The 19,765-nt window shown below is 69.2% G+C and carries 19 protein-coding genes; 16 read left to right on the forward strand and 3 right to left on the reverse strand.

From position 1 onward, the window contains the following. Positions 1 to 137: 137 nt before the first annotated feature. Positions 138 to 1,772: a bifunctional 3'-5' exonuclease/DNA polymerase gene (locus F8O03_RS00655; RefSeq protein ID WP_151421952.1), complete on the forward strand. Its 1,635-nt coding sequence runs from the start codon at positions 138 to 140 to the stop codon at positions 1,770 to 1,772. Positions 1,773 to 1,789: 17 nt separating this feature from the next. On the opposite strand, the gene F8O03_RS00660 is transcribed toward F8O03_RS00655, so the two are convergent. Next, positions 1,790 to 2,896 carry an AAA family ATPase gene (locus tag F8O03_RS00660; protein WP_151421953.1) on the reverse strand — a complete coding sequence of 369 codons (1,107 nt, stop codon included), beginning with the start codon at positions 2,894 to 2,896 and terminating at the stop codon, positions 1,790 to 1,792. A gap of 103 nt (positions 2,897 to 2,999) precedes the next feature. Then, a complete protein-coding gene (locus F8O03_RS00665) occupies positions 3,000 to 4,370 on the reverse strand; it encodes an NAD-dependent succinate-semialdehyde dehydrogenase (RefSeq protein WP_208851766.1) in 1,371 nt (456 codons plus the stop codon). Positions 4,371 to 4,592: 222 nt separating this feature from the next. Between F8O03_RS00665 and F8O03_RS00670 the strand changes: the two genes are divergently transcribed. From F8O03_RS00670 to F8O03_RS00725, 12 genes are all read left to right on the forward strand, one after another. Continuing rightward, positions 4,593 to 6,215: an ATP-binding protein gene (locus F8O03_RS00670; protein ID WP_151421955.1), complete on the forward strand. Its 1,623-nt coding sequence runs from the start codon at positions 4,593 to 4,595 to the stop codon at positions 6,213 to 6,215. Continuing rightward, positions 6,212 to 6,637, forward strand: coding sequence for a hypothetical protein (locus F8O03_RS00675; RefSeq protein WP_151421956.1), 426 nt, complete (start codon positions 6,212 to 6,214; stop codon positions 6,635 to 6,637). The genes F8O03_RS00670 and F8O03_RS00675 overlap by 4 nt, the downstream gene beginning before the upstream one ends. 125 nt (positions 6,638 to 6,762) lie before the next feature. Beyond that, positions 6,763 to 7,326 (forward strand): MarR family winged helix-turn-helix transcriptional regulator, encoded by a 564-nt coding sequence (locus F8O03_RS00680; protein ID WP_151421957.1) that lies wholly within the window; start codon positions 6,763 to 6,765, stop codon positions 7,324 to 7,326. Between the two features lie 77 nt (positions 7,327 to 7,403). Next, the gene (locus F8O03_RS00685) at positions 7,404 to 7,589 is read left to right on the forward strand and encodes a hypothetical protein (RefSeq protein ID WP_104251511.1); all 186 of its coding nucleotides are present in this window, start codon (positions 7,404 to 7,406) and stop codon (positions 7,587 to 7,589) included. Between the two features lie 131 nt (positions 7,590 to 7,720). Continuing rightward, positions 7,721 to 8,164: a PaaI family thioesterase gene (locus F8O03_RS00690; RefSeq protein ID WP_104251512.1), complete on the forward strand. Its 444-nt coding sequence runs from the start codon at positions 7,721 to 7,723 to the stop codon at positions 8,162 to 8,164. A gap of 90 nt (positions 8,165 to 8,254) precedes the next feature. Beyond that, on the forward strand, positions 8,255 to 8,692 hold the full coding sequence (locus tag F8O03_RS00695) for a DUF3151 domain-containing protein (protein WP_104251513.1): 438 nt from the start codon (positions 8,255 to 8,257) through the stop codon (positions 8,690 to 8,692). A 146-nt stretch (positions 8,693 to 8,838) separates the two neighbouring features. Beyond that, a complete protein-coding gene (locus F8O03_RS00700; RefSeq protein WP_151421958.1) occupies positions 8,839 to 10,125 on the forward strand; it encodes an adenylosuccinate synthase in 1,287 nt (428 codons plus the stop codon). A 183-nt stretch (positions 10,126 to 10,308) separates the two neighbouring features. Beyond that, a complete protein-coding gene (locus F8O03_RS00705) occupies positions 10,309 to 11,061 on the forward strand; it encodes an alpha/beta fold hydrolase (protein WP_208851797.1) in 753 nt (250 codons plus the stop codon). A gap of 79 nt (positions 11,062 to 11,140) precedes the next feature. Beyond that, positions 11,141 to 11,548: a DoxX family protein gene (locus F8O03_RS00710; protein WP_151421960.1), complete on the forward strand. Its 408-nt coding sequence runs from the start codon at positions 11,141 to 11,143 to the stop codon at positions 11,546 to 11,548. A gap of 48 nt (positions 11,549 to 11,596) precedes the next feature. Then, positions 11,597 to 13,177, forward strand: a complete 1,581-nt coding sequence (locus F8O03_RS00715; protein ID WP_151421961.1) for a CYTH and CHAD domain-containing protein — start codon at positions 11,597 to 11,599, stop codon at positions 13,175 to 13,177. 41 nt (positions 13,178 to 13,218) lie between these two features. After that, complete coding sequence (locus F8O03_RS00720) at positions 13,219 to 14,013, forward strand: SDR family NAD(P)-dependent oxidoreductase (protein ID WP_151421962.1); 795 nt, start codon at positions 13,219 to 13,221, stop codon at positions 14,011 to 14,013. After that, positions 14,010 to 14,573: a pyridoxamine 5'-phosphate oxidase family protein gene (locus tag F8O03_RS00725; protein ID WP_151421963.1), complete on the forward strand. Its 564-nt coding sequence runs from the start codon at positions 14,010 to 14,012 to the stop codon at positions 14,571 to 14,573. The genes F8O03_RS00720 and F8O03_RS00725 overlap by 4 nt, the downstream gene beginning before the upstream one ends. A gap of 21 nt (positions 14,574 to 14,594) precedes the next feature. On the opposite strand, the gene F8O03_RS00730 is transcribed toward F8O03_RS00725, so the two are convergent. Continuing rightward, entirely contained in the window at positions 14,595 to 15,782 is a 1,188-nt protein-coding gene (locus F8O03_RS00730) for an ROK family protein (RefSeq protein ID WP_151421964.1), read from the reverse strand. Between the two features lie 181 nt (positions 15,783 to 15,963). Here F8O03_RS00730 and F8O03_RS00735 point away from each other — a divergent pair, with 181 nt between their 5' ends. From F8O03_RS00735 to F8O03_RS00745, 3 genes are all read left to right on the forward strand, one after another. After that, positions 15,964 to 17,493 (forward strand): sugar ABC transporter ATP-binding protein, encoded by a 1,530-nt coding sequence (locus tag F8O03_RS00735; protein WP_151421965.1) that lies wholly within the window; start codon positions 15,964 to 15,966, stop codon positions 17,491 to 17,493. After that, positions 17,490 to 18,584: an ABC transporter permease gene (locus F8O03_RS00740; protein WP_151421966.1), complete on the forward strand. Its 1,095-nt coding sequence runs from the start codon at positions 17,490 to 17,492 to the stop codon at positions 18,582 to 18,584. Before F8O03_RS00735 ends, F8O03_RS00740 begins: the two co-directional genes overlap by 4 nt. A gap of 93 nt (positions 18,585 to 18,677) precedes the next feature. Next, positions 18,678 to 19,751 carry a substrate-binding domain-containing protein gene (locus tag F8O03_RS00745; RefSeq protein ID WP_104251522.1) on the forward strand — a complete coding sequence of 358 codons (1,074 nt, stop codon included), beginning with the start codon at positions 18,678 to 18,680 and terminating at the stop codon, positions 19,749 to 19,751. Positions 19,752 to 19,765: the final 14 nt, after the last annotated feature.

A 19,765-nucleotide genomic window follows, 5' to 3' on the forward strand; every position in this document is an offset into this window, starting at 1 on the left:
GCCTGGCGTTGTTGTGGAATGGCGCAGACCCGGGGAATTGCGCCCGGGCGAGCTTCACGCAACCTGGAACGGTCGCCGCGTCCGCAACGGCTTGCTTCGAGGCGGATCTTGTCCGTGGTCTGCCGCACAATGAACGGATGCACATCCTGGTCACGTCGCTCGAGCGCGGCTTCGCGCTCGAGGATCGACGCGACGCCGCACCCGCTGCCGACGCCGCTTCCTCGAACGCCTCTCGCGTGCGGATCGTCCCGGACGCCATCGGGCTCGCGCAGCTGGTGTCCGAGTGCGAGCGGTCGGCCCCAGCAGCCGATCCGATTCGCTGGGTGTGGAACAGCCAGGACATCGTGCCCCGGCTGCTCGCGCACGGGGTGCGGGTGGGCCGGTGCCACGACCTTCGGCTCGCGGGCCGCATCCTCATCACGGCCGGCTACCTCGATGCGAGCTTCGATGTGGCGGACGCGCGAGGCGGGTCTCACCCCGGTGAGGGCCTCTTCGACCTCGACGCGGAGAACCCGGGCACGCCCGCAGCGACCCGCGAGCTCTTCGAGGCGCAGCTCGCGGCCCTCGAGGCAGCGAATCACGGGGGATCCCGGAAGGGAGCGCTCGCATTCCTTGTCGGGGTCGAGAGCGCGGGAGCTCTGGTCGCGGCGGAACTCCGGGCTGCTGGCATGCCGTTCAGCGTCGAACGCCACGAGCGTGTCCTCGTGGAGGCGCTGGGTCCGCGGGGCGCTGGCGGCAGGCCCGCGAAGCTCGAGGCTGCTGCTTCGGCGGTGCGTTCCGCGCTGGATGAGCCGACCCTCAACGTCGACTCGCCGAAGGACCTGCTCGCGGCTCTGCGGCGGGCCGGGCTCGACGTGGCCAGCACCAGCAAGTGGGAGCTGTGGGGGAAGGACCATCCGGTCGTCGAGGCGCTCCTGCACTACAAGCGCTTGCATCGACTGTTCACGGCGAACGGATGGGCCTGGCGCGACGAGTGGATCCGTGGCGGACGCTTCCGACCCGACTACGTTCCGGGTGGCGTCGTGACGGGACGCTGGGCGACCAGCGGCGGCGGGGCGATGCAGCTCCCCAAGGAGATCCGCAGCGCGGTCGTGGCCGACCCGGGTTGGAAGCTCGTCGTCGCCGATGCGGCGCAGCTCGAGCCGCGCATCCTGGCCGCCATGTCCGGCGACGAGGCCATGGCGAGAGCCGGCGCGCAGCGCGACATGTACACCGCGTTTGTTGACCGTGGCGTCGTACCGGACCGCGACAGTGCGAAGGTCGCGATGCTGGGCGCGATGTACGGCGCGACGAGCGGGCAGAGCGCGATCCTGTTGCCGGGCCTCGAGCGCGCCTACCCGCACGCGATGGCGCTCGTCGCTTCGGCCGCCCGTTCTGGGGAACGGGGGCAGCAGGTGCACACCTGGCTCGGACGAACGTCGCCGTGGCCGCCCGCCGAGTTCTCGCCGCGCGACTTCGGACGCTTCACCCGCAACTTCATCGTGCAGGGCACGGCCGCCGAGTGGGCGCTCACCTGGATGGCGGGCATCCGGCAGCGGCTGGCTCGGCTCGGAGCTGGATCGGTTGTGGATGCGCCGCTCGAGCGCAGCCCGCACCTGGCGTACTTCCTGCACGACGAGGTGGTGGTGCACGCGCCTGCCGAGCTGGCAGACCGTGCGGCGGCTGAGGTCGTCGCGGCGGCCGCGGAAGCCGGACGACTCCTGTTCTCGGGCAGCCAGGTCACCTTCCCCGTGGTGGCGCACGTCGTCGACAGCTACGGCGAGGCGACGTAGCTGAGGTGGCCGCGCGCTCAGCGCTTCGGCCACACCCACTGCGGCCCCTCGAACTGCAGCTGGCCGCGGATGCTCGTCGAGCCGGCCTCCTTCTCGAGCTCGATGATGTTCGCGTCGTCGCGGAGGCCCTCGACGAGCGGCTGCGAGTGCGTGACGACGATGACCTGCGTCTGCTCGGATGCGCTGCGGATGAGGCCCGCGAGCGTCGGGAGGAGGCTGGGGTGGAGGCTCGCCTCTGGCTCGTTGAGCACCAGCAGCTCGGGCATACGGGGTGACAGCAGGGCGGTGGCGAGGAGGATCATCCGCAGCGTGCCGTCCGACAGCTCGCGGGCATCGAGCGGCCTCGCGAGGCCGGGCTGCGACATGACGAGCCGGGCCATGCCGGACGCGTCTTCCTCGACGCCCACCCGGGAGCCGGGGAAGGCGGCATCGATGGCGGCGTGGAACGCCCTCGCGTTGCCGACCCGCTGCACGGTCGCGAGTGCCGCGGGCAATCGCGAGCCGTCATCCGGCAGCACAGGGGTGAAGGTCGCAGGGCTCGGCAGCCTTGCCGGTGCCGCCGCGTCGGTGCGGAGGTAGTCGAGGAAGCGCCAGCCGCGCGCCGACTCGCGGAGCGCGTAGAGCTCGGGTGCCGTCGACGGGTCGGCGAGGGTGGCGAGCATCGACTCGGCCTCGCGCACGCTCCACTCGGCATGCACCAGCCTGAAGTTGGCGTCACGCACCTTGACCAGATTTCCGCGCCGCTCGACGAGCGTCGTCGAGGGCCGCAGCAGCTCACTCGACCAGACGAGCTCGCTCTTCACGACCGGGTCGAACGGGAAGTCCGAGATGACGGGGATGCCCAGGTCGATCGCGTACGAGGCGGTCGAGGTGCGGAGGCCGAGCTTGAGGGTGACGGGCGTGCCACGGGAGCGCTTGCCCGCGTGCAGCGCTGCCCGCAGGCCGCCTTCCATCGCGAGCGACGACAGGGCACCCTCTCGGATGATGTCGTGGAGCAGTCGCAGGGCCCGGTACAGATTCGACTTGCCGGTTCCGTTCGCGCCGGTGATGACGTTGAGGCGTTCGAGTCCCACCGCGACGCTCTTGATGGACCGATAGTTCTCGATGGCGAGGAGTTCAAGCATGCTCACACGCTAGGAGGTGCCACCGACAATGCCGCTTGAGGGCGCGGAAGAGCCCCTCGGGCGGAGGTGACCTCCGACCCGAGGGGCTCCCATCCGACCAGGACTACTTGACCTGGCGGATGAGCTTCTTGTTGACGAACTCCTCGATGCCGAGCGAGCCGAGCTCACGGCCGAAGCCGGAGCGCTTCACCCCGCCGAACGGCAGCTCCGGGCTGTCGAGGCCGACGCCGTTGATGTAGACCATGCCGGCTTCGATGGCGTCGGCGACGCGCTGCGCCTGCTCCTGGTCAGTCGTGAAGAGGTACGAGCCGAGACCGAACGGGGTCGCGTTGGCGAGCTCGATCGCCTCCTCCTCGCTGCTGACCTTGTAGAGCGCCGCGACGGGGCCGAAGAACTCCTCGGTGTAGGCGTCGTTGTCGGGAGTGATGCCGGCGAGCACCGTCGACTCGAAGAAGTTGCCGTCGTGGCCGCCGCCGCCGAGCAGCTGCGCCCCCTGGGCGACCGCACGCTCGACCTGCTCTGCGAGGTTCTTCGTGGCTGGCGCCGAGGAGAGCGGGCCAAGCTCGGCGTCGTCCTTGGTGGGGTCGACGGGGGCCACCGACGTCATCGCGGCCGTGAACTTCTCGGCGAACTCGTCGTAGAGCGAGTCGATGACGATCATGCGCTTGGCTCCGTTGCAGGCCTGCCCGGAGTTGTCGAGGCGCGCTGCGACCGCGGCCTCGACCGCCTCGTCGACACTGTCGGTGCTGAGCAGGATGAACGGGTCGGACCCTCCGAGCTCGAGCACGACCTTCTTGAGGTTCCGGCCGGCGATCTCGGCGACGGCGGCGCCGGCGCGCTCGGAGCCGGTCAGCGAGACGCCGTGGATGCGGTCGTCGGCGATGATGTCGGCGATCTGCTCGTTGGTGGCGAAGATGTTGACGTACGCGCCCTGCGGGAAGCCCGCATCCGCGAAGATCTGCTCGAGCGCGGTCGCCGACTCGGGGCACTGCCCGGCGTGCTTCAGCAGGATCGGGTTGCCGAGCACGAGGTTCGGGCCGGCGAAGCGGGCGACCTGGTAGTACGGGAAGTTCCACGGCATGATGCCGAGGAGGGGGCCGATCGCCGAGCGGCGGATGAGGGCGGTGCCTTCGCCGCCGAGCAGCTCGATCGGAGCGTCCTTCAGGAAGTTCTCCGCGTTGTCTGCGTAGTACTGCAGGATGTCGGCGCTGAAGTCGACCTCGCCGTACGACTGCTCCATGGGCTTGCCCATCTCGCGGGTGATGATCTGTGCCAGCTCCTCGCGGCGCTCGCGGTGCAGCTCGGCGGCGCGGCGCATGAGGGCGGCCCGCTCGGCGACGGTGCTGGGCTTCGACCACGTGCGGTACGCGTTATCGAGGCTCTGCAGCGCCGTCTCGATGCCGTCCTCGGTGACGAGCGGGAATTCCTCTCCCTGCTCGCCGGTCGCTGGGTTCACAACTACGTAGGTGCTCAAACTCACTCCAGACATTGGATGCGTGCGCGCAGCATCGCGCGATTGGGTGAAGCCTAGGAGATGCGGCCTTGGAAACCCAGGGTTCGCGCCGAATTAACTGAATCTCGTTCATTTACGAGGCATGGGATGGTCAGCGCCGAGAAGCGGTGCCGAGAGCGCCTTTCCAGCGGCGGCGTCCTAGGCTCTCGATCGGCGGGACACGCCCGCCGGCGAGGGGATGGCATGAGCGAGACGCAGGTCGCCGACGAGCAGTTCTACCGTTCCTTCAAGCGGTTCCTCGACCGTGTCAACGAGACGCCGCCAGACGCGAGGGCGCAGCGCACACCGTTCGGCGAGGAGCTGAGCGGCTTCCTCGGCGCGGACGCCGAGGCGCTCCCCGTGGTCGTCGAGGAGTTCGCGAGCTACCGCATCGTCGACGCCGACATCGCCATCGAGGAGCTCGCCAGCCGCGCGGAATCGCGCCTCGTCGGAGTCGCGGGCGGCTCAGCCCACGCGCACGCCGGACTCGCCGAACTCATCTCGAGTCCCCACATGCCATTCAAGACCGGGCCGGCCGAGTTCGCCGAGAAGGCGACCGGGCCGAACACCACCAGGCAGGTCGTGAGCTTCGGCGCGCGGCTCCTCTCCTACCAGGGGGAGCGAGTCGTGATCATGCAGCGCGCAGCCCGACCCGACATGGGGCGTCCCCAGAGCCAGCTCGAGGTGCTCACGTCCGCGGCGCCGTCGCTCGTCTCCGAGCTTCTCGGCGAGGTGCGATCGCTCATGGTGGAGCGCAGTGTGCTCCGCGGGAAGGTGCTGGCGTTCGAGAGCAGCGACTACCGGATGGATGCGGGCGCGTCGTTCCTGGAGCGGCCGAACGTCGCAGAGGGCGACGTCATCCTGCCGTTCGGCGTGCTCGAGTCCGTCGTCGCGCACGTCATCGAGATCGGACGCCAGCGCGAGGTCCTGCTCGCCGCTGGCCAGCACCTGAAGCGCGGCATCCTGCTGTACGGCCCGCCCGGAACCGGCAAGACGCTCACCGTGAGGCACCTCCTCAGTCGGACGGAGGGTGTCACCGCCGTGCTGCTAACGGGGTCGAGCATCCAGCACATCGGCGCGGCTGCGGAGCTGGCCCGCACCCTGCAGCCGTCGATCGTCGTGCTCGAGGATATCGACCTCGTCGCCATGGAACGGCACGCCTCGCCGCAGCCGCTGCTGTTCGAAGTGCTCGACGCGCTCGACGGCCTGGATGGCGACGCCGACGTCGCGTTCATCATGACGACGAACCGCGTGCAGGTGCTCGAGCGTGCCCTCGTCTCCCGGCCCGGTCGCGTCGACCTCGCCGTCGAGATCGCGCTGCCCGGTGAGCCGGAGCGCTTCCGCCTGCTCGAGAAGTACGCGTCCGGGCTGCCGTTCAGCGAGACGGCGCTGGCTGAGGCGGCGCGGCGGGCCGAGCAGACCACCGGCTCGTTCTCCAAGGAGCTCGTCCGGCGAGCAGTGCTCACCGCGGCGAGGAACGGCCTCCCGGTCGACGACGACATCCTGCTTCACGAACTCGATGAGCTCATGGCGGCGCAGTCCGCCCTCACGCGTCGGCTCCTCGGCGACGGCAGCGAGCCTGACGAAATCGGCGACGGCAGTGACGACGAGCGTGGGATGCCGGGCGTGGCCGCGCAGGCGCGGACGGCCCTGTTCGAGGGCACGGGGCCGGCACGGTACTCGACGTCGTACGTTCCGCTCGGGGTCCATTCCGACGCCGGCTGGACCGCGGATGTCCCCGCCTCGGGCGACAGCTACCAGCCCGGAGCGACGAGCGTGCCATCTGGGCCGGAGCATCCGGACACGCAGCGGCCGGACGGCGCATGAACGCGGTGGCGGCCAGCGGGAGATCTGTCGGGGCCGTGTGCCTCGGCGTCGGTGCGCTGCTCGCGATGAGCGGATGCTCGATCCTCATCCCCCAGCACGGGCTCACGATCAGGCAGGCGGTCGTCGACGCGCAGTACTCGGGCCCGGACTACGCGAGCAATCCCGTGGAGATCACGGAGTCGGCCTGCGGGGACGAGGTCGACTGCGTCGAAGCCTGGTCCACGGATCAGGCCGACTACTACCGCTTCGCGACCCGTGACAGGGCGACCGAGTTCGCCGAGGGTCTCTTCGACGGAGCGCAGTCGCACTTCATCGTCATGGACTTCACCGGCAAGACGGGCATCGACCGCGTCGACCAGGAGGCGGCGTCGTGCCAGTTGCGCGGGGCCAACTTCGATCATGAGGGCCCCTGCATCGACTGACGCTGGCGTCGCGCGAGAACACCGATGTGCGGGCGCGAACTGTGTTTCTTGCCGGTCGCGCATCCGTCTTTGCTAGTTTGATGAACTAGCTTCCTGGCGTTCGGTGCGCCAGCACGAGGAGGATCATGGCGCAGAAGCCGGCCGAGGACTCGTCCGGGTACTGGTACCCGACGGGAGGGCAGCACGCGACGTCGGTCGACGTGCTGAACCTGCTCCGCGAATACCGTGAAGCTGAGGCGAAGATGCGCGCGCGGACACGGTCGTCGATGCGCATGAACGAAAACGACCTCCTGGCTCTGCGTTTCCTGCTCCAGCAGCAGCGCCACGGCAAGGTCGTGGTGCAGAAGGACCTGGGGGAGCGCCTCAACATCTCCTCGGCGTCGGTGACCGGTCTCGTGGACCGACTCGTGAAGAGCGGGCACGTCGAGCGTCGCCCGCACCCCACGGACCGTCGCGCATCGATCATCGCTCCCACGGTCGAGTCGGATCGCGAGGTCCGCGAGACGCTGGGGGTCATGCATCAACGGATGATCGCGGTCGTCGATTCCCTCAGCACCGAGGAACTCGATGGGGTCGCCAAGTTCCTCTCGGGCATGGTCGGGTCGGTGGAAGCGCCCGCCCCTCACGATGCGGAGAAGGCTGGCGGCGTGACGGATGCGGGGCCTGTCATGGCGGTGCATCGCTCCTAGTCTCCTCGCGGGATACTCGCCGCGCGGGCAGGAGTCAACACTTCGGTGCAGATTATTTAGTTAAATAAGCTACATACATGCTCGGACAACGACGAAGGCTCAACCGCACTGCAGTAGCCGACGCTCGACGACGCGCAGAGGACCGCTACTGGGATGTCTACCAGCGAACCGTGATGCCAGGTGAGCTTCTCGCTCTCTGCTTCGTCGGCGCCACGATCTCGATCGGCGTCGCCGTGTCCTTCTTCGCCTTCATGCCCTGGTAGCCGCGCTCAGGACCGTCGCGAGTGCGCACCCGACCGCTTGGATGTTCGCCACAACTGGCTGGTTCGACTGACGGATCGGTGCGAGGCTCCCTCTGTGCATCCGCCTGGGTGCGGTAGCGCAAAGGAGCGACATGACCGATCCGAGAACGTTGACAGGACTCGAGCAGCTGCAGGCGCACCTCGCCAGCGGTGCGGAGATCGCCCCTATAGCTCAGCACTTCGGCATGACCGTCGTGAGCTTCGCCAAGGGCGAGGTCGTCTTCGAGGGGCTACCTGACCGGACGCACTACAACCCGATCGGAACCGTGCACGGAGGCTTCGCCGCCACCCTGCTCGACTCGGCCTGCGGCACAGCTGTCCACACGACCCTCCGACCAGGCCAGGCCTACACGTCGCTCGAGATCAAGGTCAGCTTCCTCCGGCCCATGACAGCCGAGACCGGCCCCGTCCGCGTCCGCGGTCGGGTCGTGAAGTCCGGAGCACGCGCGGCGTTCGTCGAGGCGGAGCTCCGAGACTCGTCGGACGTGCTCCTCGCGACCGCGACAAGCACCTGCGCGATCTTCCCGGTGGGCTGAGGCGCGGATCCACGGGGCAGATGGAGGGTGCTCTCCACAGCAATCCGCCCCGACCGCGCTCCGAAACATCCACAGGATAGAATCGGGCCCGTGACCGGAACGAATCTCCTCGGCATCCCCGAGACGCGCCTCGCTGCTGAGCCAGAGGTCGTCGACGACCTCTCGAACCTGCCTCACGACCAGGCCGCGCTCGCGGCCATCGTCGAGAAGCACCCGGCCTCATCGCTGGCATGGGCGACGCTGGCCGATGCGGCGCACGCCGACGGCAACACCATCGGCTCGTACGCGTATGCACGGGTCGGCTACCACCGCGGCCTCGACGCCCTCCGCAAGGCTGGTTGGCGCGGTCAGGGCCCCGTGCCGTGGTCGCATGAGCCCAACCGGGGAGTCCTCCGCGCGTTCTACGCCCTCAGGCGAAGCGCCGCGGAGATCGGCGAGGAGGGCGAGCCAGAGCGGCTCGCCGACCTGCTGCATGACGCCGACCCTCAGGCGATCACCGAGATCGAGCGGATGCACGCCGCCAGCTAGGCACCCGCCGGTGTGACGGCTCGAGTCACGGCAACACCAGCAGGAAACGGGGCGGGGCCGTCGAGCCGGTCATCCCGACCGCGCGGCTCACGCCACGCACACGACAGGCGCGAGCTGCGCCGATCCGACAGAGAACAGGGGCACACATGCCAGGCGTAGCGATTATCGGCGGCCAGTGGGGCGACGAGGGCAAGGGCAAGGCGACCGACCTCCTCGGCGACCGCATCGACTACGTCGTGAAGTTCAACGGCGGCAACAACGCCGGCCACACGGTCGTGATCGGCAACGAGAAGTACGCGCTGCACCTGCTGCCCTCTGGCATCCTCACGCCAGGCGTGACCCCGGTCATCGGCAACGGCGTCGTCATCGACCTCGACGTGCTCTTCCACGAGATCGACCACCTCGAAGCACGAGGTGTCGACACCTCGAAGCTGCGAGTCTCCGCGAACGCCCACCTCATCACGGGGTACCACACGACCCTCGACAAGGTCACCGAGCGGTTCCTCGGCAAGCGCCAGATCGGCACGACCGGCCGCGGCATCGGCCCGGCCTACGCCGACAAGATCAACCGCATCGGCATCCGCGTGCAGGACCTCTTCGACGAGAACATCCTCCGCCAGAAGGTCGAAGCCGCGCTCTTCGGCAAGAACCACCTCCTCGTCAAGGTCTACAACCGCCGCGCGATCACGGTCAACGAGATCGTGGACGCGCTGCTCGTCCACGCCGAGCGCCTCCGCCCCATGGTCGGCGACACGTCGCTCGAGCTGTACGACGCCCTCAACGCGGGCCGCAACGTGGTCTTCGAGGGTGGCCAGGCCACGATGCTCGACGTCGACCACGGCACGTACCCGTACGTGACGTCGTCCTCGTCGACCGCTGGAGGCGCGTCCACGGGTGCAGGCGTCGGCCCGACCCAGATCAACCGCATCATCGGCATCGTCAAGGCGTACATCACGCGCGTCGGCGCTGGCCCCTTCCCGACCGAGCTCTTCGACGAGTGGGGCGAGCTGCTTCGCACGCGCGGTGGCGAATTCGGCACCACCACGGGCCGTCCGCGCCGGACCGGCTGGTACGACGTGCCCGTCGCCCGGTACACGGCACGCATCAACGGCGTCACCGACCTCGTGATGACGAAGCTCGACGTGCTCAGCGGCATCGAGCGCATCCCCGTCTGCGTCGCCTACGACGTCGACGGTGTCCGCTTCGACGAGATGCCCGTCTCGCAGTCGGACATCCACCACGCGAAGCCCATCTACGAGTACTTCGACGGCTGGACCGAAGACCTCTCCAGCTGCCGCACCTTCGACGAGCTCCCCGAGAACGCTCAGCTGTACGTGCACGCGCTCGAGCGTCTCTCCGGCGCCCGCATCTCCGCCATCGGCGTCGGCCCGAAGCGCGACGAGATCATCCAGATCCACGACCTCATCGACTGACCTCAGCTGGCAGCTCTGAGCCCGGACGGACCCCCAACTGAAGGGGGTCCGTCCGGGCTCGGTGCGTGGGCGGCGGCTCGCAGCCTTCCGCAGGCGCGCGAGCGGGCCCTCGCGGCCTGAGACAATCGATGCGTGAATAGCGTTCCAGCCGCCCTGACTGTGCTTCCCGACCCCCAGTTCGTGATGGTCGGCGACGGCCACCGCATCGCCACCTACACGTGGGGCGAGACGGATGCGCCGACCGTGATCGTCGTCCACGGCTTCGCATCCAGCACGAAGGACAACTGGGTGGCGACGGGCTGGGTCCGAGACCTGCTGCGCGCCGGCTACCGGGTGCTCGGCCTCGACCAGCGCGGGCACGGGCAGAGCGACAAGCCCCACGAGGGTCGCGACTACGACATCCGCACGCTCGCCTCCGACGTCGAAGCCGTGCTCGATGCCTACCTCGTCGACACCGCCCTGTACGTCGGCTACTCGCTCGGTGCCCGCGTCGGCTGGGAGGTCGCGCAGGATTTCGCCGACCGCATCCCGCGGGTCGTGCTCGGCGGGGTCCCCGACGGCGTTCCGCTCGGGCGCCTCGACATCGGCCAGGTGCGCGCGCTGATCGACAACGGCACCCCCGTGCAGGACCCGGTGACGCAGAACTACCTCGCCCTGACGGAGCGGGTCGGTGGCAACGACCTCCGTGCGCTGCTCGCGATCGCCGAGGGAATGCGCGCCTCCGGCAAGGCCGACCCGGATCTCGGCCGCGTCCCGCAGCAGCCCGTCCTGTTCGCGACTGGCTCGCTCGATGGGATCATCGAAGGCTCGAAGGCGCTCTCCGCCGCGACGCCGCAGGCTCGCTTCTTCGAGATCCCCGAGCGTCACCACTTCAACGCACCCGGCTCGCGTGACTTCCGGGCGGCTGCCCTCGCCTTCCTCGCAGAAGCGGACTGACCGCCCTCCGCGGAACGTTAGCTGACGGCGTCGCACGACGTCTGAGACGCCTCTCGGCCGCGACCGGCAGGATGCGGACATGTCGTCCACGTCACTCAAGCGTCGCACCGCCAAGCCCGACGGGTCGATCCCGTGGATCGTCGTCCTGCCGTTCGCCGTCTCCGGCGTCATCCACCTCGCGAAGCCTCGGGTCTTCGAGCCGATCATCCCCAAGCCGCTTCGAGCGCGCGGACGCGAGCTCGTCGTCGCGTCGGGGGCCGCCGAGCTCGCCTGCGCCGCCGGACTCCTGCATCCTTCGACGCGACCCCTCGCCGGGCTCGCGAGCGCCGCCGTCCTGCTCGCGGTCTGGCCAGCGAACGCGCAGATGAGCGTCGACCTCGGGCGTCGCGCGCTCCGCAAGAGGAACGCATCCTCGCTCGCCGCGTTCGCGATCTCCATCGCGCGCCTGCCGCTGCAGATTCCGCTGATCAAGGCCGCGCTGCGCTGACGCGCTCGAGTCCGACTCCTCGCAAGTTGGGCGCGCTAGCCTTTCCAGATGAGCATCGAAGCGCAGAGCGAGCGGGTCAGAACGCCCTCCGAGCAGCGGGAGATCGAGCGGAAGTACGACATCCCGGAGGGGGCTGGCGAACCTGAGCTCTCGAAGCTCGGCGCTGGACTCCGCGCCGGTCGGGCCACTACCGAGACGCTCGTCGCCGAGTACGTCGAAACCCCCGAGCTCGCCATCCTCGACGCGCGCTGCGTGCTGCGGCGCCGGACCGGCGGGGACGACGAGGGCTGGCATCTGAAGCGACCACGCAGCGGAGACGAGCGCATCGAGGTCCACGCGCCCGTCGGCGCCCCGCGACGCATCCCACCTGAGCTCCGCGCCGAGTTCGCTGAGCTCATCGGCGAGCGACCCGTGCTGCCACTCGTCGAGCTGACGACGATTCGCACGACCACCGAGGTGCTCGGCGGCGGCGCGTGGTCCGCCGGAGGCGCCCGAGATGACGACGACGCGCTTGCCGCCCTCATCTGCGATGACGTAGTGCGTGCCCGAGTCCTTCGCATCGGCGACGAGCGGACGCTGGAGTGGCGGGAGTTCGAGGTCGAGCTGGCCGATGGCGCCTCGACCCGGGTCTTCGACGAGATCGAGGCGGTGCTCTTCGATGTCGGGCTGACGCCGTCCGGGCACCGATCGAAGCTCGTGCGCACGCTCGACGGAGTCGAGGCCGCGCAGGCACCGACGGGGCAGGCGACGGCGGGGGAGGCCGTGGTCTTCGCGATCGCGGCCCGCTTCGGGGAGTTCCAGGCCCACGAGGACGGGAGTCGGCGAGATGCCCCGGATGCGGTCCACCAGGCGCGGGTCGCGTTGCGTCGGCTGCGCAGCCTGCTGAAGGTCTTCGGGTCGCTCTTCGAGGCTGACGAGGTCAAGCTCCTTGCCGCCGAGCTGAAATGGGCTGGTGGAGTTCTCGGAGCTCCCCGCGACGCCGAGGTGCTTCGCGAGCTGGTCCTGGCGGAGCTCGACACGGACGATGAGCTCGACGCGGGGCCCGAGGCCGTCCAGCGCGCTCGAACTCGAGTCGAGCAGGTGCTCGAGGAGCGCCACGCCGCCGCCCTCGCGTCGTTCAGGGCCGAGGTCGACTCGGACCGCTGGGATTCCCTCCACGATCGTCTGGTCTCGTTCATCACGGCTCCGCCGTTCACGGACGACGCCGATCGACGTGCCCTCGGCGCCATGCGGCGGTTAACCCGCAGGGCGATCGTCACGGTCGAGCAGCGTGCGGAGCGGGCGCGGAAGAAGCCGAGGAAGCTCGAGCGGTGGCATGACGTCCGCAAGGCGGCGAAGTCGGTTCGCTACGGGTACGAGGCCATCGACGAGCTCCCGGATGCGAAGGCGAAGAAGCAGCGCAAGGAGTGGAAGCGCCTCGCGCAGGCGTTCGGCGAGCTCCAGGATGCCGCGATGCTCCACGCGGAGCTCGCCGTCATCATCCAGAACCTCGACGCCGACCACGAACGCGAGCATGGTGGCACCGGCGCGGAATCGGTCGCCGTCCTCGAGGAGGTGCGCGAGCGCGTCCGGCGTCGCCGGGGCGAGGACCTCGACACCGCTCGCGACGCGCTCGACAACGTGACCTGAGCTGCACGACACGGTCAGGCGGTGGTGTCAGGATCGCTGCAATGAACATCGATCTGTCGAATCGCACAGCCCTCGTCACCGGTTCAACGCAGGGCATCGGACTGGCGATAGCCGCGGATCTCGCCGCGGCCGGCGCCACCGTCGTCGTGAACGGGCGCGGCGCGGACGGGGTGGCGGCTGCGGCCGCCGAGCTTCGGGGGCGCCTGCCGGACGCGACCATCGAGGGGGTGGCCGCGGACCTCGCGACGGCGGAAGGCGCGTCCACCGTCATGGCGGCGTTTCCCGACATCGACATCCTCGTCAACAATCTCGGCGTGTTCGGCAGCACGCCGGCCCTGGAGATCAGCGACGACGAATGGCGTCGCTACTTCGAGGTGAACGTGCTGTCGGCGGCGCGCCTCATGCGCGAGTACCTGCCGGGCATGACCGCTCGTGGCTGGGGTCGGGTGATCTCGATCGCGAGCGACTCGGCGGTGGTGATTCCCGAGGAGATGATCCACTACGGCATGAGCAAGACGGCGCTGCTGGCGGTGTCGCGCGGGTACGCGAAGGCGGTGAAGGGCACCGGCGTGACGGTCAACGCCGTCATCGCCGGACCCACGCACACGGGGGGAGTCGAGGGCTTCGTCGCCGAGATGGTCGGGGATGAGCTCCCCTGGGATGAGGCGCAGCGTGCGTTCATGCGTCGTCACCGTCCGCAGTCGCTGCTGGAGCGCCTCATCGAGCCTGAGGAGATCGCGCATCTGGTCACCTACCTGGCGTCGCCGTTCGCGTCGGCGACGACGGGCGGGGCGTTGCGCGCCGATGGCGGCTACGTGGATTCGATCCTTCCGTGAGCGTCGACATCGGGGAGCTCGAGGCCCTGTGGGGTGCTCTCAAGGCTGCGACCGAGACGCGGACACCGTTCACACTCGGCTACCTCGGTACGGTCGGGGCGGCGGGGGAGCCCCGTGTCCGTGCCGTGATCCTGCGCGAGGTCGATGGGCGGTCGGGCACGGTGGCGTTCGCGACGGACGCGCGCACCGCGAAGGTGCAGGAGCTGGCGAGGGATCCGCGGGTCGCCATCACCTTCTACGACCCCGATCGCGATGTGCAGCTTCGTCTCGAGGGGGCCGGTGAGATCGTCCGAGATGCGGACCTGCGGCGTGCCGCCTGGGATGGGCTCGGGGAGGGGTCGAAGCGGCTGTACGACCGGTCGCGGGTGCCGGCCACGCGCGTCTCCGATGTCGTCACCGACGGCCTGGGTGCGGGCGAGGATGCCGCGTTCGCGCGTTTCGCGTGGATCCGCGTCGCGGTTGATGCCCTCGACGCCATCGACCTGTCCGGCGTCGAGCACGCACGCTGCCTGCACTCGCGGCGCTCGGGCCACTGGGCCAGCGCACGGCTTGTTCCCTAGCAGGCGCGGCGAGCCGGGACGCTAGGCGAGCGCGGCGTCGATGGCCTCCGCCGAGAGCACGTGGTCGATGGCGAGGGCGCTGGCTCCGAGGATGGCGGCCTCGCCTCTGGCGCGGGATGCGACGACTCGCAGGTGCTGCGTGGCGAGCGGGAGGGAGCGCGAGTAGACGACCTCGCGGATGCCCGCCATGAGCTGCTCGCCAGCTTCGGCGATGCTGCCGCCGATGACGATCATGGAGGGGTTGAGCATGCTGACGCAGGCCGCGAGGACGGTGCCGACGTCGCGGCCGGCCTGACGCAGGGCCCGCGCGGCGCTGAGGTCACCCGAGCGCACGAGCGCCACGATCTGGGCGCTGCCGGACACCTCGACGCCCTCCTGGCGCAACCGGCGGGCGATGGCGTCGCTCCCGGCGACGGCTTCGAGGCAGCCGAGGTTGCCGCACCGGCAGGGGGTGTCCTCTGCCCCTGGCACCGCGATGTGGCCGATGTCACCCGCGGCTCCCCTCGCCCCGCGGCGCAGGGACCCGTCGGCGATGATGCCGGATCCGATGCCGGTGGCGACCTTCACGAAGAGCAGGTCGGAGACGTCTGGCCACTCGCTGCGGTGCTCGCCCAGGGCCATGATGTTGACGTCGTTGTCGACGAGCACGGGCGCGTCGAAGTGTGCGCCGAGGCGTCCCGCGACGTCGGCGTCGTCCCACCCGGGCATGATGGGCGGGTTGATGGGGCGGCCGGAGCTGAACTCCACGGGGCCGGGGAGGCCGACGCCGACGCTCACGAGCTCACGTCGCCCACGCCCGGAGGCGGCGAGCATCTCGTCACCCTTCTCGCAGACCCACGCGAGCACCTTGTCCGGACCGAGGTCGATGGGCAGCTTGTCCTCCGAGTCGGCGATGATGTTCGAGGCCAGGTCGGTGAGCGCCATGCGCGCGTGGGTGGCGCCGAGGTCGATGGCGAGGACGACCCTGCTCTCGGGGGAGAAGGCGAAGACCGCAGGCGGCCTGCCGCCTGTCGAGTGCGCCTCGCCGACGGTCACGATGAGGCCCGCCGTCATGAGCATGTCGATGCGAGTGGCAACCGTGGAACGGGCTTGTCCGGTGACGGATGCGAGCTCCGCGCGTGTGCGCGGTGCCCCGTCCCGCAGCATCTGGAAGAGCTCCCCGGGTCCTGGCTGGCGCGACACCGGCTTCGGCAGCTGCTCGATGACCATCGGCGTCTCCCTTCTCGAGTCGGCGGTCGGTGGTCGGCGGGAACCGAACCGACTTCGCCACGTTACCCCGCGGCGAGTCGACGGCGACTGCGACGCTTCTGTGTGGCGGCGTATCTCAATTGTGCAACAGACATGAGACTTTTGCTTGACCGTCGACAAAAGTGCGCGTAGCTTTCGACACATGGTCAACGAAGACCCCAACTCGGGTCCATCCCCCCTGCTGCAGATGCGCGGCATCGTCAAGCAGTTTCCCGGTGCCCGGGCGCTCGACGGTGTCGACCTCGACGTGCTTCCCGGCGAAGTGCACTGCCTCCTCGGCCAGAACGGCGCGGGCAAGTCGACGCTCATCAAGGTGCTCGCCGGCGCCCACCAGCCCACCGAGGGGCAGCTGCTCCTCGACGGCGAGCCCATCACGATCCCGAACCCCGTCGCGGCCCTCGGCCTCGGCATCGCGACGATGTACCAGGAACTCGACGTCGTCGACGGTCTGACGGTCGCGGAGAACGTCTACCTCGGGCACGAGCTCGACACGGCTGGCGTCTCGAGGCGGGCCGAGGCCAAGCAGCGGACGAAGGAGATCCTGGCGCGCCTCGGCCACTCGGAGATCTCACCGTCGACCGAGGTCGGCGAGCTGTCCGCCGCCGGGAAGCAGATCGTCTCCATGGCCCGGGCGCTCTCGCACGACGCGCGCATCATCGTCATGGACGAGCCTTCCGCGGTCCTCGACTCCGAGGAGGTCGCGAACCTCTTCCGGGTCGTCGAGGAGCTCACCAAGGCGGGCGTCGCGATCATCTACATCTCGCACCGTCTGGAGGAGATCCGCACGATCGGCGACCGCATCACGGTGCTCAAGGACGGCCGCACGGTTGCGCAGAACCTGCCGGTCAGCGAGACGCCGACCTCCGAGCTCATCACCCTCATGACCGGCCGCAAGGTCGAGTACCTGTTCCCGGAGTCGCCTGAGCTGCCGGCGGATGCCCCCGTGCTGCTCGACGTGCGGGACCTCGCACTCGCAGACACGTTCTCGGACGTCTCCTTCACGGTTTCGGCCGGCGAGATCGTGGGCTTCGCGGGGCTCGTCGGGGCCGGGCGCAGCGAGATCATGGAGACCATCTACGGGGCTCGCAAAGCGACAGGCGGCACGGTCACGGTGGAGGGGGAGACCCTCAAGCCGGGCTCCGTCACCGCCGCGGTGAACGCGGGCATCGGCCTCGCGCCCGAAGAGCGCAAGAGCCAGGGGCTCCTGCTCGACGAGCCCGTCTACCGCAACATCACCCTCTCGACCTTCCAGCGCTTCGCCTCGTTCTCGTGGCTGAAGGAGAGCGACGAGCGCCGGGCCGCGAAGGAGCAGGCCGAATACCTCGACCTGCGACCCGCGGGCGTCGAACGCGACATCCGCACGCTGTCCGGCGGCAACCAGCAGAAGGCGATGCTCGCCCGCTGGCTCGTGCACGGCTGCCGCGTGCTGCTGCTCGACGAGCCCACGCGAGGCGTCGACGTGGGGGCCAGGGCTGAGATCTACGCCCTCATCCGCAAGCTCGCCGACGAAGGGGCGGCCGTTGTCGTCGTCTCCAGCGAGATCCCGGAAGTCCTCGGCCTCGCCGACCGGGTGCTCGTCGTCTCCGAAGGACAGGTCGTCCACCAGGGCCCAGCATCCGCTCTCGATGAGCACGCAGTACTCGACATGGTTATGGAAAGCAGCGCAGCATGAGCACTCAGACTCCCCAGTCCTCTGCCCCGAACGGCGGCTCCCCGTACGACGACGCAGCGATCACTGCCCCGGCCGCCGACGAGAGTCTCCGCGTCGAGCACGAGGTCGCGAGCGACAACGCCAAGCGCGGCGGCTTCTTCGGAGGCAGCTCGGCCCGCAACTTCGGACTCATCCTGGCACTCGTCGTGCTCTGCATCGCGGGCACGGTCTCGGCGGGGGAGCGCTTCGCGAGCGTCGACAACCTCATGGTCGTGCTGAGCCAGGCCTCCATCATCGGCGTCCTCTCCATCGGCATGACCTTCGTCATCACGGCGGGCGGCATCGACCTATCGGTGGGCTCGGTGCTCGGACTCGCATCGGTGTGGGCGACGACGCTCTCCACGCAGGCCTACGCAGAAGCCTGGGGATGGTGGGTCATCGTGCTCACCTCGCTGCTCGTCGGCCTCGGTGCCGGCGTCGTCAACGGCGTCCTCATCGCCTACGGCAAGGTCGTCGCGTTCATCGCCACGCTCGCCATGATGGTCGCCGCCCGCGGGTTCGCGGAGCTCATCGCCGGCCGCCGCACGCAGATCGTCAACGTCGACTCGTTCCTCGAGACGTTCCGCGGCGACCTCCTCGGGATCCCCGTCATCGTGTGGATCTTCGTGCTCGTCGCCATCGGCGGATGGTTCCTCCTGAACCGCACCACCTTCGGCCGCCGGACGGTCGCGGTGGGCGGCAACCCCGAGGCCGCGCGCCTCGCCGGTATCAAGGTGAAGCGCCACACGATGTACCTCTACGCGCTGGTCGGCCTGACTGCCGGTATCGCGTCGATCATGATGCTCGCCCGCACAACGGCGGGCTCCTCCACCAACGGCATGCTCTACGAGCTGGACGCGATCGCGGCGGTCGTCGTCGGCGGCACCCTCCTCGTCGGCGGCCGCGGCACGATCGTCGGCACCGTCCTCGGCGTCCTCATCTTCGCCACCCTCACGAACATCTTCATCCAGGCGAACCTGGACAGCTCCGTCCAGGCCATCGCCAAGGGCGCGATCATCGTGATCGCGGTCCTGCTCCAGCAGCGCTTCTCGTCGCGGGCCAAGACGTCCTAGCCCCCGCGGCGGGCGCGAGCCCTGCATCCCGAATCTCACCGAACCTCACCAGACTCAAATCCCACCACCAGGGCAGCATCAAAGGAGATCCCCATGTCCACGAGTTCCTTCAGGAAGACAGCTTCCCGAAAGCGCCGGATCCTCGCAGCAGGTGCAACGGCCGCTTCGGCCCTGCTGCTGCTCACCGGCTGCCTCTCGAACACCCCGCCGGCGGCGGAGGGCGAGGCCCCAGCTGGCGGCAACGCCACGGCGTCGGACAACGACGCGGCGGGCGAGCCGCTGGTCATCGGCTTCTCGGCCCCCGCGGCCGACCACGGCTGGATGGGCGCCATCACCTCGGCCGCCGAGGCGGAGGCGGCGAAGTACGAAGACGTCGAGCTGCGCGTCGCAGAGGGCACGAACGACGTGAACCTGCAGATCAGCCAGATCGAGGGCTTCATCAACGACGGTGTCGACGCCATCGTGCTGCTGCCCTTCGACGGCGCCGCCCTCACCGAGGTCGCGACCAAGGCGATGGAGGCCGGCATCCCGGTCATCAACGTGGACCGCGAGTTCACGAGCCCCTTCGCCGCCCGCACCACGGTGCTCGGCGACAACTACGGCATGGGCGTCAGCGCCGGTACGTACATGTGCGAGCAGCTCGCAGACAAGCCGGATGCCGTGGTCGCCGAGATCGCGGGCATCGACTCCCTGCCGCTCACCCAGGAGCGCAGCCAGGGCTTCGCGGATGCACTCGGCGACTGCGGGCTCGAAGTCTCGAACCGTGTCGCAGCTGACTTCACCGTCCAGGGCGGCGAGCAGGCGGCCACGAACCTCCTCCAGGCCGCTCCGCAGATCGACGCGATGTGGAACCACGACGACGACCAGGGTGTCGGTGTCCTCTCCGCCATCGAGAACGCCAACCGCGACGAGTTCTTCCTCGTCGGCGGCGCGGGTTCGGCGAACGTGATGCGTGAGATCCAGGAGGGCGACAGCGTTGTCAAGGCGACCGTCATCTACCCGTCGACGCAGGCAGCCGACGGCATCAAGCTGGCCCGCCTCATCGCACACGACCGCTCGCTCGGCGACCTCACGTCGCAGAGCGTTCCGCGTCTCGTGCAGCTCTACGCGCCCGTCGTGACGAGCGACAACGTCGACCAGTACATCGACGCGGCGTTCGAGTCGTAACCAGACGCCCACAC

Source organism: Pseudoclavibacter terrae, from assembly GCF_008831075.1.
Taxonomy (GTDB): domain Bacteria; phylum Actinomycetota; class Actinomycetes; order Actinomycetales; family Microbacteriaceae; genus Pseudoclavibacter; species Pseudoclavibacter terrae.